Source organism: Providencia sp. PROV201, from assembly GCF_028479545.1.
GTDB lineage: Bacteria > Pseudomonadota > Gammaproteobacteria > Enterobacterales > Enterobacteriaceae > Providencia > Providencia huaxiensis.
The window spans coordinates 111,879-127,493 of the sequence record NZ_JAMPNW010000003.1; the positions used below are offsets into that span (position 1 = coordinate 111,879).

10 protein-coding genes are annotated in these 15,615 nt (G+C 41.8%); 2 read left to right on the forward strand and 8 right to left on the reverse strand.

Annotation, left to right across the window (positions count from 1 at the left end; all coding sequences use genetic code 11):
* Positions 1-942: 942 nt before the first annotated feature.
* From narI to PR809_RS03865, 5 genes are all read right to left on the reverse strand, one after another.
* Positions 943-1,620 (reverse strand): respiratory nitrate reductase subunit gamma, encoded by a 678-nt coding sequence (gene narI / locus PR809_RS03845; RefSeq protein WP_004907792.1) that lies wholly within the window; start codon positions 1,618-1,620, stop codon positions 943-945.
* Positions 1,617-2,339: a nitrate reductase molybdenum cofactor assembly chaperone gene (gene narJ / locus PR809_RS03850; RefSeq protein ID WP_166264164.1), complete on the reverse strand. Its 723-nt coding sequence runs from the start codon at positions 2,337-2,339 to the stop codon at positions 1,617-1,619. The genes narI and narJ overlap by 4 nt, the downstream gene beginning before the upstream one ends.
* Complete coding sequence (gene narH, locus PR809_RS03855; RefSeq protein ID WP_102138105.1) at positions 2,336-3,877, reverse strand: nitrate reductase subunit beta; 1,542 nt, start codon at positions 3,875-3,877, stop codon at positions 2,336-2,338. Before narH ends, narJ begins: the two co-directional genes overlap by 4 nt.
* A complete protein-coding gene (locus PR809_RS03860; protein ID WP_206276590.1) occupies positions 3,877-7,638 on the reverse strand; it encodes a nitrate reductase subunit alpha in 3,762 nt (1,253 codons plus the stop codon). The genes narH and PR809_RS03860 overlap by 1 nt, the downstream gene beginning before the upstream one ends.
* A 67-nt stretch (positions 7,639-7,705) precedes the next feature.
* Positions 7,706-9,106, reverse strand: coding sequence for a NarK family nitrate/nitrite MFS transporter (locus PR809_RS03865; RefSeq protein ID WP_206276589.1), 1,401 nt, complete (start codon positions 9,104-9,106; stop codon positions 7,706-7,708).
* 331 nt (positions 9,107-9,437) lie between these two features.
* On the opposite strand from PR809_RS03865, the gene narX reads away from it, so the two are divergent.
* Entirely contained in the window at positions 9,438-11,180 is a 1,743-nt protein-coding gene (narX, locus tag PR809_RS03870; RefSeq protein WP_206276588.1) for a nitrate/nitrite two-component system sensor histidine kinase NarX, read from the forward strand.
* 21 nt (positions 11,181-11,201) lie between these two features.
* Positions 11,202-11,861 (forward strand): two-component system response regulator NarL, encoded by a 660-nt coding sequence (narL, locus tag PR809_RS03875; RefSeq protein WP_166264156.1) that lies wholly within the window; start codon positions 11,202-11,204, stop codon positions 11,859-11,861.
* Between the two features lie 9 nt (positions 11,862-11,870).
* Here narL and PR809_RS03880 read toward each other — a convergent pair whose 3' ends face one another.
* From PR809_RS03880 to PR809_RS03890, 3 genes are read right to left on the reverse strand one after another with little or no spacing between them, the layout of a single operon-like run.
* Positions 11,871-13,025 (reverse strand): CdaR family transcriptional regulator, encoded by a 1,155-nt coding sequence (locus tag PR809_RS03880; protein ID WP_166264154.1) that lies wholly within the window; start codon positions 13,023-13,025, stop codon positions 11,871-11,873.
* A 14-nt stretch (positions 13,026-13,039) separates the two neighbouring features.
* Positions 13,040-14,203 (reverse strand): glycerate kinase, encoded by a 1,164-nt coding sequence (locus tag PR809_RS03885; protein ID WP_206276587.1) that lies wholly within the window; start codon positions 14,201-14,203, stop codon positions 13,040-13,042.
* A gap of 33 nt (positions 14,204-14,236) precedes the next feature.
* Positions 14,237-15,577 (reverse strand): MFS transporter, encoded by a 1,341-nt coding sequence (locus PR809_RS03890; protein ID WP_166264150.1) that lies wholly within the window; start codon positions 15,575-15,577, stop codon positions 14,237-14,239.
* Positions 15,578-15,615: the final 38 nt, after the last annotated feature.

A 15,615-nucleotide genomic window follows, 5' to 3' on the forward strand; every position in this document is an offset into this window, starting at 1 on the left:
ACCATTACGGGATAAGTTGGTGATGTGCTTCTAATTAAATTGACCTTTTCTTAATAAAAAACCATAAAATAAACCCAATCATTATTAATAAAGTTTTTTATACTCATAAAACGGGTTCTTATTAGTGAAAAAAAATGGGATGAGATAAAGTGAAATCATGAAATTAACTCAAAAATATTAAATCGAGATTTTACCGAAAAATAATTAATCAGAAACTTCCCAAAAAAAACAATTAAATATTTTCATAATGTTTCTAAACTCACCAATTGTTACATTTTAAATGAGTAATAAATTAAAAATAAATCCATAAATATCATCATGATAGATTAAAAACAACCATGCATTCAATATAAGCAACACCTAGGTGCCATTAATATAATAAAACACTTTTTAAATAAAAATAAAAATAGAAATAATTGATAGAAAATAAAATGAAAAACGATAGTCAGACAGCCTTAATGTTTCAAATTATTTCAAACAGTAATTAAAAGTAACTTTCAATAACTTTATAAATACCACCAGAAGGATTAAAATAGAAAAACAAGACACCTTTAATAGAAATAAACCAATCTCTATTTAAGTTGATTAGCTAAATCAAGGTAAGTTAAATAACGAAAATGAGGATATCCCAAAAATGAGTAAAAGTAATGCCATAAATTATTGTCGACAATTACATTACTGACCTAATAATAATATCTCAAATATAGAAACCGCTGTTTAAGTCAAAACACCATAAAGACTGAGCATAACTTACCATTATATTTAACATTACCTACACCCAAATTAGAGTATGTTTATATGGCGATACAAAGTAAATCACCACTTAAAACAAAAAACCCCATCTCATATGAAATGGGGTGCCAAAATAGCAATATTTGTTGTTTACACAAGAACAAGTTGTACAAAAGCAATGTACTGGCCCACCGCCTTGTCGAGCCAAACCTAATGGCGATTTCTCACCAATTGATACCGACGAGTCAGGTATTCGATAGGGGCACTCCAAATGTGCACTAAACGGCAGAATGGGAAGAGTAAAAATATCGTCATACCCAACACAATATGCAGTTTAAAAACGATGCCAACCCCTTCAAGGTAATTGGATGCCCCCCAATGGAATGTCACAATAGATTGCGCCCATCCCACTAATTTCAACATTTCGCTACCATCCATATGTTGTGCTGAGAATGGAATGGTGAGTAACCCTAAGCAAACTTGCACCACCAGCAAGGTTAAAATCATAATGTCACCGAAGGATGAAGTTGCTCTCACGCGAGGGTTCGTCAGGCGGCGCTTCAACAGCATCGCGCCACCAATTAACATCATCACACCTGCTGCCCCCCCACCAATCATCGCCATTAATTGCTTAATATGCATTGGCAGAAAAGATTCATACATCCAATGAGGCGTTAACATACCTAAAAAGTGCCCGACAAAAATCCCAATAATCCCCAAATGGAATAAGTTTGATGCCAAACGCATGTTCTTTTTATCTAACATTTGGCTGGAACCCGCTCGCCACGTGTATTGCCCGTAATCGTAACGTAACCAACTACCGACAATAAATACCGTCCCAGCGATATAGGGGTATATATCGAAGAAAAATTGATTGATAAAATTCATTTTTGAACTCCTACATGGCTACCCACACTGAGATCCAAATATTGTGGTACCACCGCATTGGCGAAGCGATGTTGATGTGCCGCCACTTCGCTACCACATGTTTTTTCATCAGCAAAAAATTTCACTTGCTCCTCTTCCCAAACCGCATCTAGCGCCTCTGGAGTGTCATCCCGTACTTCGATTGCTACTTGTTTGCTTAATTGCTCCGCAGCAATATCGCTATGGGAAAGCTCAAGTAAAAAATCAAATAAAACAGAGAAACGGCTTTCTCGCTGTTTTAGCCTTTCCCCTAACAGCGCTAAAATTGGCGCAATATCCTGCAACCCCTCGATAGTTTCATTGGTCGGTAATACCGTTAGATATTCCAAATAAATGGGCAAATGGTCAGGTAATTCACGGCAATCAATTTGCAAACCGTGTTGCTGATATTGAGCCATTAAATCCACCATCGCTTGTCCTCGGTCTCGGGACTCACCGTGCACATGCTCAAATAGCAATAATGATGTTGCGCGGCCTCTATCAAACAGCTCACAATATTGCGCTTGCATATCGAGTAAGTCTTCATTGAGATACTCACGCACAAACACCATCAGTTGAACAGCCCGTGTGACAGACAGTTCATCAGCCTGTTCTAGCGCTTCAATGAGCTCATCACGATGTAACCAAAGCGCTTCCGAAGGGTATTCCAATAACCGAGAGATCACTTTTAGTGCCATCATAGTGCTTTCTCCTGATTATTTTTTGGTGTGATATCAATGGCATCAATGCGTCTGCTATTAAACAAATTCGCTTTGCTATCGCTACCATGGCAGCCATCACCAAAACTAAAGCCACAAGCTTTCGCTTCAGGAAATGCTTCACGCGCCAATTCTCGATGACTGGATGGAATGACAAAACGGTCTTCATAGTTAGCAATAGCTAAATAACGGTACATTTCTTGTGCTTGAGCTTGTGTTAATCCAACTTGCTCTAACGCGCTGGTATCACATTGGTTTTCCACGGTTTCTGCCCGTTTGAAATGGCGCATCGCTAACATACGTTTTAACGCCAATAACACCGGCTCGGTATCCCCCGCCGTTAACAAATTCGCAAGGTATTGCACTGGAATACGTAAACTTTCTACATCCGGCAATACACCGTTATTAGCTAAGAGCCCTGAATCCGCCACTGACTGAATTGGTGACAAAGGGGGGACATACCACACCATGGGTAACGTGCGGTATTCAGGGTGCAGTGGCAGAGCTAAGCGCCATTCCATCGCCATTTTGTACACTGGGGATTTCTGTGCCGCATCGATCACACTTAATGGGATCCCTTGTTTTTGCGCTTCTTCAATCACTTTTGGATCATGGGGATCAAGGAAAACATCAAGTTGGCTTTGGTAAAGGTCGGTTTCCTTTTCGACACTGGCTGCCGACTCAATTTTATCGGCGTCATACAGCAATACCCCTAAATAGCGGATACGACCAACACAGGTTTCAGAACAAACCGTTGGCATGCCTGACTCAATACGTGGGTAACAGAAAATACATTTTTCTGATTTACCGCTTTTCCAATTGAAATAGATTTTTTTATACGGGCAACCGGTTAAGCACATACGCCAGCCGCGGCATTTGTCTTGGTCAATCAACACAATACCGTCTTCTGAGCGCTTATAAATTGCCCCACTTGGGCAGGTCGCTACACACGCTGGGTTTAAACAATGTTCACACAGGCGTGGCAAATACATCATGAATGTATTCTCAAACTGCCCGTACATCTCTTTTTGAATATGTTCAAAGTTTTTATCTTGGGCTCGCTTGGCGAATTCGCCGCCTAAATCATCTTCCCAGTTTGGTCCCATTTTCACGTTACTCATTCGCTCACCCGTAATTAATGAACGAGGGCGCGCGGTTGGTACGTGTTTGCCTTCTTTGGCATTTTTTAAATGGCCGTAGTCATAATTAAACGGCTCATAATAATCATCCAAAGCAGGTACATCTGGGTTAGCGAAGATTTTCGATAAAACACCCACTTTGTTCCCCATCCGTGGAACCAATTTACCCTTAATAGTGCGTATCCAGCCTCCTTTCCACTTTTCTTGGTCTTCCCAATTATGGGGATAACCAATACCCGGTTTAGTTTCGACGTTATTAAACCATGCGTATTCAACCCCTTCGCGGCTAGTCCACACGTTTTTACAGGTCACTGAGCAAGTGTGACAACCAATACATTTATCAAGGTTTAGCACCATGCCGACTTGAGAACGAATTTTCATTATGCTTTCTCCTTTCCGCTCAAGGTCTGCTGGTAGGCATCACCTTCACCATCCAGCCAGTCAACCTGTTTCATTTTGCGAACAACCACAAATTCATCACGATTAGAACCTACTGTTCCGTAGTAATTGAAGCTATAGGCAAGGTGCGCATAGCCACCGATCATATGCGTAGGTTTCGGGCAAACACGCGTGACCGAATTATGAATTCCGCCACGTTGAGCCGTAATTTCAGATCCAGGCAAGTTGATCAGCCGTTCTTGGGCGTGGTACATCATGATCATGCCATCAGGAATACGTTGGCTAACGATCGCTTTAGCGGTTAATGCACCATTACTGTTAAAAGCTTCAACCCAATCGTTATCTTCGATACCAAGCTCGCGGGCATCTTCTTCGCTAAGCCAAACCACTGGGCCACCGCGGCCTAACGTCAACATTAATAAGTTGTCGCTGTAAGTAGAGTGGATCCCCCATTTTTGGTGCGGTGTTAAAAAGTTCAGTGCTTTTTCTGGGAACCCATTGGATTTTTTCCCCATAAGTGGCTGAGCGGCTCGTGTGTCAATCGGTGGGCGATATACCACAAGGCTTTCCCCAAAGGCGCGCATCCATTCATGGTCTTGATATAACTGCTGACGACCACTGAGCGTTCGCCATGGGATCATTTCATGAACGTTGGTGTAACAGGCGTTGTAAGAAACATGTTCATCTTCCAATCCTGACCATGTCGGGCTAGAGATAATTTTACGCGGCTGCGCAACAATATCGCGAAAACGGATTTTTTCGTCTTCTTTATGACGAGCAAGATGAGTATGGTCGCGGCCTGTTACTTTGCTTAACGCATCCCATGCTTTTACTGCCACTTGCCCATTGGTTTCAGGCGCGAGTGTTAAAATAACTTCAGCGGCATCAATCGCTGTTTCAATTTTTGGCCGCCCAGCATTAGCCCCCTCTGGCTGGGTTCTATTGAGTTTTTTCAAGAAATCAATTTCATCTTGCGTATTCCAATTGATCCCTTTTCCCCCATTACCCAATTTATCCATCAGTGGGCCAAGAGAGGTAAAACGTGCATAAGTATTTGGATAGTCACGCTCAACACAGATAATGTGCGGTGCAGTTTTTCCGGGGATCAGCTCGCACTGGCCTTTTTTCCAATCTCTCACATCAAAAGGCTGTGCCATCTCAGCAGCACTATCATGTTGGATCGGCAGCGTCACCACATCCGTTTCTTTGCCTAAGTGCCCAACGCTGACTTCAGAAAATGCTTTGGCAATCCCCTTGTAAATTTCCCAATCGCTTTTGGATCCCCAAGCTGGGTCAACTGCCGCAGAGAGCGGATGAATAAATGGATGCATATCCGAGGTATTCATATCGTCTTTTTCATACCAAGTAGCAGTCGGTAAAATAACGTCCGAGAACAGGCAGGTGCTCGACATTCTGAAGTCGAGAGTCACCACTAAGTCAACTTTCCCTTCTGCCGCTTTATCTTGCCATTCCACTTCTTCTGGTTTGACGCCGCCTTGTTGACCTAAGTCTTTGCCTTGAATACCATTTTCAGTTCCTAATAAGTATTTCAGTAAGTATTCATGGCCTTTCCCTGCTGAACCCAATAAATTTGAACGCCAAATAAACAGATTTCGTGGGAAATTTTGAGGGTCATCAGGTTGTTCTGAAGCAAAGCGAATATTGCCTTCTTTCAACTGTTTAACAGTATAATCAGTGGGTGACATCCCTTCACTTTGTGCATTCTTCGCAATATTTAATGGGTTGACATTTAACTGTGGTGCTGACGGCAGCCACCCCATGCGTTCTGCTCGTACATTCATATCAACCAAACTGCCACTAAAGGCTTGCTTATCGGCTAGAGGCGATAACAACTCTTCTGTTGCGACTGTTTCATAACGCCATTGGCTTGAATGGTTATAAAAGAAAGAAGTGCTATTCATATGGCGAGGTGGGCGCTGCCAGTCCAAACCAAAGGCTAAAGGTAACCAACCCGTTTGTGGACGTAATTTTTCTTGCCCCACATAGTGAGACCAGCCACCACCGCTTTGCCCTACACAACCACAAAAAATCAACATATTGATAATCGCGCGGTAGGTCATATCCATGTGATACCAGTGGTTAATCCCTGCGCCAACAATCACCATAGAGCGGCCATGGGTTTTCTCTGCGGTATCGGCAAACTCACGCGCTATGCGAATAATATTTTGGCGGCTAACCCCTGTGACTTTCTCCGCCCACGCAGGTGAATACGCTTTCATATCATCGTAATCAACTGCACAGTTTTCATCACCAAAACCACGGTCAATGCCGTAGTTCGCTAGCATTAAATCATAAACACTAGTAACTAATGATTCGCTACCATCAGCTAACTGAATACGTTTAGCGGGCAGTTTATGTAATAAAATATCTTTAAGTTCAACATGCAGGAAGTGCTCGCTTTCTAAGCCACCAAAGTAAGGGAAACCAACATCGACAAATTCATCATAGCTATCTGCCAAGCTGAGTTTCATTTTAATGTTATGTGCATCTTGTCCAGCGCGCGGTTCTAAATTCCATTTTTGACCGCCATCCCAACGGAATCCCATTGAACCTTGTGGAGCACATAATTCGCCTGTCTCTTCATCAATCGCAATAGTTTTCCATTCGGCATTTTTTTCTTCGCCTAATGAATTATGTAAATCAGATGCCCGTAGCATGCGGCCTGCGGCATAAGAGCCATCTTCACGCTTATCTAGCATGACAAGCATCGGCATATCGGTATACGTACGCACATATTCACGGAAATATTCAGCTTCGCGTTTTACATGGAATTCATTGAGGATCACATGCCCCATCGCCATTGCCATGGCGCTATCTGTTCCTTGTTTCGGGTTCAACCAATGGTCACATAATTTGGCAATTTCCGCGTAATCTGGCGTCACCGCGACCGTTTTCGTCCCTTTATAACGCACTTCTGCAAAAAAATGTGCGTCTGGCGTACGCGTTTGCGGAACGTTAGAACCCCAAGCAATAATATAAGACGAGTTGTACCAATCTGCTGATTCCGGTACGTCAGTTTGTTCGCCCCACGTCATGGGTGATGCAGGCGGCAAGTCACAATACCAGTCATAAAAACTTAAGCACGAGCCACCAATTAATGATAAATAGCGCGCACCTGAGGCATAGGAAACCATCGACATCGCGGGAATGGGTGAAAAACCAACTATGCGGTCAGGACCAAATTCTTTAATCGTCGCGACGTTTGCCGCTGCAATTAGTTCATTCACTTCCTGCCAGCTTGAGCGAACAAAACCACCACGACCACGAGCTTGTTTATAGCTTTGTGCCTTTTGCGGGTCATTGATTATAGATAGCCACGCTGCAACAGGGTCTTGTTGCTCCGCTTTTGCTTCACGCCACAATTTAAGTAAGCGCTTACGCATCATTGGGTATTTAACACGGTTTGCGCTGTATAAATACCAAGAGTAGCTTGCCCCTCGAGGGCATCCTCTCGGCTCATGGTCAGGTAAATCAGGGCGAGTTCGTGGGTAATCCGTCTGCTGAGTTTCCCAAGTGACTAACCCATTTTTGACATAAATTTTCCAGCTACAAGAGCCAGTACAATTAACACCATGAGTGGAACGCACAACTTTGTCATGCTGCCAGCGGCTACGATAACCATCTTCCCAATCACGGTTTACATTTAACTCTTGCCCGTGATCACCTGAAAAGGTTTCGCCCAACTGCTTAAAATACCGAAATCTGTCTAAAAACTTGCTCATCGGATTGCCTCCAAAGAGACGGCGACCGGCGCCGTACATTGCTAAAATTGATTTTTATGACTTGTTATTATTTGTGTTTACGGCCGTATACCAGCCATGTGATAAACACACAGGAAATATAAAATACAAAAAATACTTTCATCGCATCTGCCGGCGAACCCGTCAGTGTTAATGATGTTCCGAACGCTTTTGGAATAAAAAAGCCACCGATTGCCCCAATAGCAGAGATAAACCCTAGAGCCGCAGCACTTTCTGTTACCGCTTCTTTTTGAGCCTCTTGCTCTGAAGCCCCTCTTAAAATGGCTTTATCCATGGTTAATTTACGAAAAACGACTGCGATCATTTGGAAGGTTGAGCCACTACCTAACCCTGCCGTTAAAAACAGCACCATAAATACGCCATAAAAAGCCCCGAAAGAGCCCCCTTGACCTTTTTCTGGTAACGTAAAAAACAGCAAACCAGAGAAAACAGCCATGACAACAAAGTTCAGTAATGTGACTTTCACGCCGCCAAAACGGTCAGACAGCATGCCGCCAACTGGACGCGCTAACGCCCCGAGGAAAGGACCAAAAAAAGCAAATTTCAGAATAATGACGTCTGGGAACTGCGTTTTCGATAACATCGCAAAACCGGCAGAAAAACCGATAAATGAGCCGAATGTCGCCAGATATAACAGGCTTAATACCCATAAATGCCCCCGTTTCAAAACAGGTAATTGTGCTTTAAGAGATGCCTTATTAGCCGCTAAGTCATTCATGCCAAACCAAGCCATCACCGTAAAAAGCAGTAGAAATGGCACCCAAATCCAAGCGGCATTTTCTAACCACAGCGTTGAGCCATCAGGTTGAGTCGCTCCCGTTCCCCCCACGAAAGTAAATACGCCAACACCCACAATGAAAGGGGCCACCAATTGCATGACACTGACCCCTAAATTGCCTAGCCCACCATTCAGGCCAAGTGCACCACCTTGACGAGCTTTAGGGAAAAAGAAGCTGATATTAGACATGCTGGATGCAAAGTTAGCGCCGGCAAAACCACAAAGTAGGGAAATAATGACAAAGACTTGATAAGGCGTGGCGGGGTTTTGAATCGCATAACCTAGCCAAATGCATGGGATCACTAAAAATAGCGTACTAATAGCAGTCCAACGACGCCCACCAAAAATAGGAATAACGAATGAATAAGGGACTCTTAATAAAGCGCCTGAAACGGAAGGTAATGCGGTTAATAAAAATAATTGGTCTGTCGTAAAATTAAAACCCACTTTATTTAAATTCACAGCAACGGCACTAAATAACATCCATACGCAAAATGCGAGCAATAAACATGGAATAGAAATCCATAAATTACGATTTGCAATACGCTGCCCCGTTTGCTGCCAAAACCGAATATCTTCAGGACGCCAATCCTGTATAACACCATTATTTGACTGTGCAACCACGTTATTAACATTATCTCGTTGAGACATAAATCACCCCGATAAATACAAATTCTGCTCGCAGTGTGTGGCGAATAGACCACTGTGAAGCTGATCTAAATCAAGAGAGATTTAAATGAAATATGCGTGATTTTTTTCGTTAACCACTAGAGGGGTATTAGGAGTACAAAACAATAACAAATTGAATTAAAACAAAAAAACTTATTACTGCGTAATTTTATTTGTTGGAATTTAAAGCGAATAATTCAATGGGATATTAAGGAGTAATACCGAAGTGGCATATTCAATTTTATATAATAGAGAAACAATATCTACGTTATCAAAAATAATGAATAAACGTAAAGAGTAGAAAGGATCACTTATGTCTATTGCTTATCACCGATTTTCAATCATTAACCAAGTTATTGGTCTAATGTTATTGATTGCCGTACTCGGTATTATTGGCATGACAATTTCAAATAGTATGATTATTAGTGTGCAAGGAAATGCACATGCAATTAATAAGTCAGGCTCATTGCGGATGCAAAGCTATCATTTACTTTCATTAGTGCCACTCAACCAATACTCTGACGTATATGTTAGTGAGCTTGAAAAAAATTTATTAAGCAATGAACTGACACAAGTTGTCGAAATAGAAGATTTAAATCCGCAATTTGCTGAGCTTTATCAATATTGGGTTACAGAATTAAAACCAGCACTTAACCATGCAGTTTCTCCTAATGATGCACGTCTTGCGGTCGTTACCTTCGTTAATAAACTCGATGCATTAGTTCGTAATATTGATGAAAAAACAGAACGAAAAATAACCTATGTAGCCATCACCCAAATGGTATTTATTAGCCTCGTTTCATTGCTACTTATTTTTGCTATCTGCCATTTTAGAAAGAAAATTTATGCACCTTGGCTTAAGTTACTTCATATGGTGAATGCGATTAGCCATCAAGATTTTAGTCAGCGCTTCCCTGTCGGCAAGAAACAAGATGAGCTAAATTCCCTGGGTCAAACATTAAATCAAATGTCGGATGAGCTCGCACAGAGTTACCATCAATTAGAATCCCGAGTTATCGAAAAAACGGCTGATCTACAAAATAAAAATAACGTATTACTCTATTTATACCAATCTAATCGCACCTTACATGCCATTGGGCCACTATCCGTCAGGTTAGAAAAAGTATTATCTGAACTGAAAAGCTTAATGCCATTACAAAACATCAGATTGAGGCTATATGAAGAAAATAATAATGCCTGCTTTCAAGAAATTCATTGCCCTGAAAACAAGGAACACTGCCTCAAGTCACCCAAAAAAGCTGAGCACCTTAAAGTAATATCATGGGAGATTTCCGATAACTTACAGCGTTATGGCATGATTTTGGCTGAAATAGATATAAACCAGCCATTATCTGAAGAGCAAAATAATTTAGTGCTCATGCTAGTCAAACAAATTGCTGGAATGCTAGCGATGGAGCACCAATTAGAACAACAACAGCAGTTACTGATTATGGATGAACGCTCGGCGATTGCGAGAGAATTACATGATTCCATCGCACAATCATTATCTTGTCTCAAAATGCAAATTAGTTATCTGCAAATGCAACCTAAAACATTGCCAACTAAGCACCAAGAACTATTAAACGAAATGCGCAATGAAATAAATTCCGCCTATAGCCAATTACGTGAACTTTTAACAACCTTCAGGCTAAAATTAACTGAACCAGGCTTATTCCCTGCTTTAGAAAGCACAATCCAAGAATTCAGCCAACGTCTTGGTTTTCAAATTGAATTAGATTACCAAATTCCAGCCAAAAGCCTCTCTCCACATCAATCTATTCATATTATTCAGATAATCCGAGAAGCTTTAAGCAATATTCTCAAACATGCTAATGCGAACTGGTCGCGAGTCTCATTAATCGAAAATAATGGGTTAATCACCATGATGATAGAAGACAATGGGGAAGGGATCCAACCTCAGCCAACAAAAAATAACCATTATGGATTGATTATTATGAGAGAAAGAGCCCTAAGCCTAAATGGGAAATATCAAATTTCCCCAAGAGTTCAGGGTGGCACTACGGTTAATGTCGTATTTCCACTGACTGTGGCCTAATTAAATTGGAGTAACTCATTAATGAAAAATGACAATAAACTGACTGGGCAATCTACCATTCTACTGATTGATGACCACCCGATGCTACGTAACGGTGTTAAACAATTAATTAGTTTAGAACCCACATTGAAGGTCATTGGTGAAGCAGACGATGGAATAACGGGTATTAAAATTGCGGAAGAGCAAGACCCCGATTTAATCCTATTAGATCTCAATATGCCGGGTATGAATGGCTTTGAAGTACTCGATAATTTACGTAGCCGCGAACTTTCAGGCCGAATTATCTTATTTACAGTATCCAATTACGGTGAAGACTTAATTCATGCATTAAAACGAGGTGCTGATGGCTATTTACTCAAAGACATGGAACCCGAAAAACTCATTATTGCATTAAAAGAAGCAGCAAGTGGTAAAATGGTCGTTAGCCCAACGCTTACCTCCATTTTAGCTGAATCTTTAAGAGATAGCCGAGCCGCTACAGAGCATAATCTATCCGCATTAACCCCAAGAGAAACGCATATCTTAGATTTAATCTCACAGGGGCTATCAAATAAGATGATTGCGAATAAATTACAAATCACAGAGAGCACCGTCAAAGTCCACGTCAAACACTTACTAAAGAAACTTAATTTAAAATCGCGTGTTGAAGCCGCTATTTGGGTTTTACAACAAAAGTCATGACACAGCACCTCAACTTAATGCATCGAGCCATGGCTGTTGTTTTGGGTAACGTCGACGATAGCCATGCATAGCAACAGATAGCTGAATAAGATCCGTAAACCTTGTGGGGTCCAAACTAGTTTGCTTTTTAATTTGTTGTAACCGATAACTTAATGTATTTCTGTGAATACCTAATTGCTGCGCTGTGCTACCTATTTCGCCATTTTGCGATAAAAATAACTCCAGGGTTTCAAGCAAAATATCGCCCGAATCATGCAACAATATTTTATGGCAAATATCTAAAAAGAAATTAAATAGATAGCTATTTTCCAATTCATTAAAGAGGCATAAAGATGCCATTTCTTTAAATAAAAAGACTTGTTTATCGGGAACCGTTAGCCGGCCAACTTCAATCACTGAACGTGCGAAATGAACGGCATCTCTCACATGTTCCTGTGTATCTGCCTGAACACCAACACCAATGTAATATTGGCTAAGTTGGCTATCTAAAATGAAATGAAGGCTCGGAATAAATGACTCATTTTGATAATGTGTTGATGGAAATAGCATCAAAATTTCGCGGCTATTGAGTAATAACACATCACTTTTCTCCATAGCGGATAATTCAGTAATGATCGTATCGAGTATTTCAGGACGGTACTGAATAGCTTCAATATTAATAATCACAGGAATAGTCGGTAAAGTGAACGCAAAACCGGAATTATGCAATTTTAGTAATGCACTGCGCCCCTGTGCTGGCGTTGTGCTTTCTATAAACTGGACAAATAACATGTCACGCAAACGATGCTGCCAGTTAATACTACGCCGCTCAATTTCTTGTTGAATTAGCAGCTCAGCCGTCAGTATAGCGAGCTCGGCATAACGCTGGATCACAACAGGATCACCACTCACACCAATAACTAATTCCACTTTATCTGCCACAACAATCGGATGGTTTATCCCCGGTGCCACATTCGAATAAGCTCGCGCTTCATTTTCATTGTAAATAGTGATCCGTTTGCCGCAGCGGATCACTTCCACTGCGGCTTCATGGGTTTCACCAATACGCTTTTTTTCTCCTGAAGCGATAATCACGCCCTGACTATTAATCACATTGACGTTGTGATGGATAATTCCCATTGCACGCGTGACAATATCATTGGCTAGTTTTTCAGTCAGTAGCATCTTACCGCCTCACTTTAGGGTTTTATGTACGTATTCGAATTTGCGAGTACGGTACGCAGCAAATTTTCAGCTGTATCTGCCAAGTAACGCTCACAATTTATCATTGCTTGCTCAAGGGAAACCGGCCCCGGACAAAGCGACCACATTGCGGTAATGCCATGTTGGTATAGGATACGGCTATCATCACTATACCCCCCACAAAGTGCAATGACAGGCACACCATAATGGCTGGCCATACGAGCCACTCCCACAGGAGCCTTACCATTCGCACTTTGGCTGTCCAGCCGCCCTTCTCCTACAATGACTAAATCCGCTTGTTGAATATAAGATTTTGCGCCAAGGAGCCCCAAAACGAGATCAATTCCCTTTTCGAGTTTTGCCGAAACAAACCAACGAAGCCCCGCACCTAACCCACCCGCTGCACCACTGCCAGCCTCCAGTGAGACATCTTTCCCCGTTATTGTTGACATCAATTTCGCATAGTGAGCCATTCCGATTTCAAGCTGGTCGAGTGTGGCTTGGTCGGCCCCCTTTTGGGGACCATAAACATAAGTCGCACCATTTTTGCCTAATAAAGGGTTTTCAACATCGCAAGAGACATTAAATTCAACTTCTACGGCTCGTGAATCAAATTTATCAAAATCAATCTTTGCAATATTAATGAGATCTTTACCACAAATTGGCGCCTCAATAAGCTGCGAGTTTTTATCATAGAACTGAGCACCTAATGCTTGAGCAAATCCCGCACCACCATCATTAGTTGCACTTCCTCCTATCCCAATAATAATACGAGAGCAGCCCATATCTAATGCATGTTTGACCATTTCACCCAAACCATAAGTTGAGGCATTCTCAACTCGACGGTGTTCACGTTGAACTAATTCCAGCCCACAGCATTGCGCCATTTCAATAAAGGCAGTTTTTTCCTCCAGCACTAATAACCCTGCATCAACCTTACTACCATAAGGCCCAGTACAGCTAAAAATGTAAGGTGTTACACCAGAAAGCACGGGGCTATGTTCCAGTGACTCCAACAAACCTTCTCCGCCATCAGATATGGGTAATAACGTCATATCTAACTCAGAGGATACACGCTTGAAACCCTCAGCAACGGCTTGGCATGCCAACCTTGCAGAACAACTTCCTTTAAAGGAATCAAGTGCGATAACAATTTTCATGCAGACTTTCCTATTGTAAATGGCGATGTTGAATTATTTGCTTTCCGCTGGAGCCGATACTTGTAGTGATTCAGGCTCGCTCATACCGTTAGTATTCACTCGTGAAGCAATAATCGTTCCAATAACTAACAAACCGACACCAAACCATAATCCAGAAGTGGCTGTTCCTGTATAATCTTCAAAAAATCCTAGAATAAACGGGCCAAGGAAGCCACCAAATAACCCTAAGCAGTTCAATAATGCCAAACTTCCCGCTAGCATGCTGCCACTCATATACGTCGGTGGAAGCGAGAAAATAATCGATTGAACCACAAAAAACATAAATGCAGTTAAGCAAAAGCCAATTAAACCGACTACTGGGCCACCTAAGGCACCAATCACTAACCCAACCGCCATTACTGCATAACCTGAAACTAGAATGCGTGATGAACGTCGTGGTGTATTGGCCTTTCTCGCCACAAAAATGCCACCAATTGCAGCTGAAATCCAAGGGATTGCTGTTAATAAGCCAATTTGAATAGGCGTCAATTTGCCATACTCACCTATAATAGTAGGCAAGAAGTAACTTAAGCCATAGACCGAGAACTGGTGAGTGAAATAGATAGCAACAATCATCATGAAGGCTTTATTTTTAAATGCCGCCTTGAGTGAGAATTTACTGTTACTCACACTAATGCTATTTTTGTCTTGATCGTGTTTATATTTAATATAATTCCGATCATCTTCATCTAACCATTTCGCATCTTCTGGTTTATTCGGCAACACGAACCACACAACAAATGCTAGGATAACTGCTGGCAGGCCTTCAATAACAAACATCCATTGCCAACCATGGAAGCCCCATAAGCCATCCATACTCAATAATAGGCCGCTCAGCGGTGCCCCAATAATATTCGCGAGACAGACTCCAAGTAAAAATAATCCTGTTGCTTTAGCCCGCTCCTCTTGGCTAAACCAATATGTCATATACAAAATGACCCCAGGATATAGACCCGCTTCAGCCGCTCCTAGTAATAACCGCAAGATATAAAAAGAAGTCGGCCCTGTCACAAACGCCATTGCCGCAGATAATAACCCCCAAGTGATCATAATCCGCGTGATCCAAAAACGCGCGCCCACTTTTTCCATTATTAAATTACTTGGGATCTCAAGAATCGAGTAGGTTAGGAAAAAAAGCCCTGCACCAATACCAAATGCGGTTGCAGATAATCCTAAATCAATCGACATCGCATTTTTTGCCATGCCAATATTGGTTCGGTCAATAAAGCTAATAATGTACGCTAAAATCAACAACGGCATCAGGTTACGATATATCTTTGCGTTAGTTTTTTTACCCTGAGCTGCATAATCTAACTTTGCATTTGTAGAAAACATAGATAAGATCCTCATGTTGTAGTGAAACAGGTACGGCT

Coding starts and splice junctions, on each gene's coding strand:
- narI (WP_004907792.1), bottom strand. CDS start 1,620: ATGAATTTTATCAATCAATTTTTCTTCGATATATACCCCTATATCGCT.
- PR809_RS03865 (WP_206276589.1), bottom strand. CDS start 9,106: ATGTCTCAACGAGATAATGTTAATAACGTGGTTGCACAGTCAAATAAT.
- narL (WP_166264156.1), top strand. CDS start 11,202: ATGAAAAATGACAATAAACTGACTGGGCAATCTACCATTCTACTGATT.
- narH (WP_102138105.1), bottom strand. CDS start 3,877: ATGAAAATTCGTTCTCAAGTCGGCATGGTGCTAAACCTTGATAAATGT.
- PR809_RS03880 (WP_166264154.1), bottom strand. CDS start 13,025: ATGCTACTGACTGAAAAACTAGCCAATGATATTGTCACGCGTGCAATG.
- PR809_RS03890 (WP_166264150.1), bottom strand. CDS start 15,577: ATGTTTTCTACAAATGCAAAGTTAGATTATGCAGCTCAGGGTAAAAAA.
- PR809_RS03885 (WP_206276587.1), bottom strand. CDS start 14,203: ATGAAAATTGTTATCGCACTTGATTCCTTTAAAGGAAGTTGTTCTGCA.
- narJ (WP_166264164.1), bottom strand. CDS start 2,339: ATGATGGCACTAAAAGTGATCTCTCGGTTATTGGAATACCCTTCGGAA.
- narX (WP_206276588.1), top strand. CDS start 9,438: ATGTCTATTGCTTATCACCGATTTTCAATCATTAACCAAGTTATTGGT.
- PR809_RS03860 (WP_206276590.1), bottom strand. CDS start 7,638: ATGAGCAAGTTTTTAGACAGATTTCGGTATTTTAAGCAGTTGGGCGAA.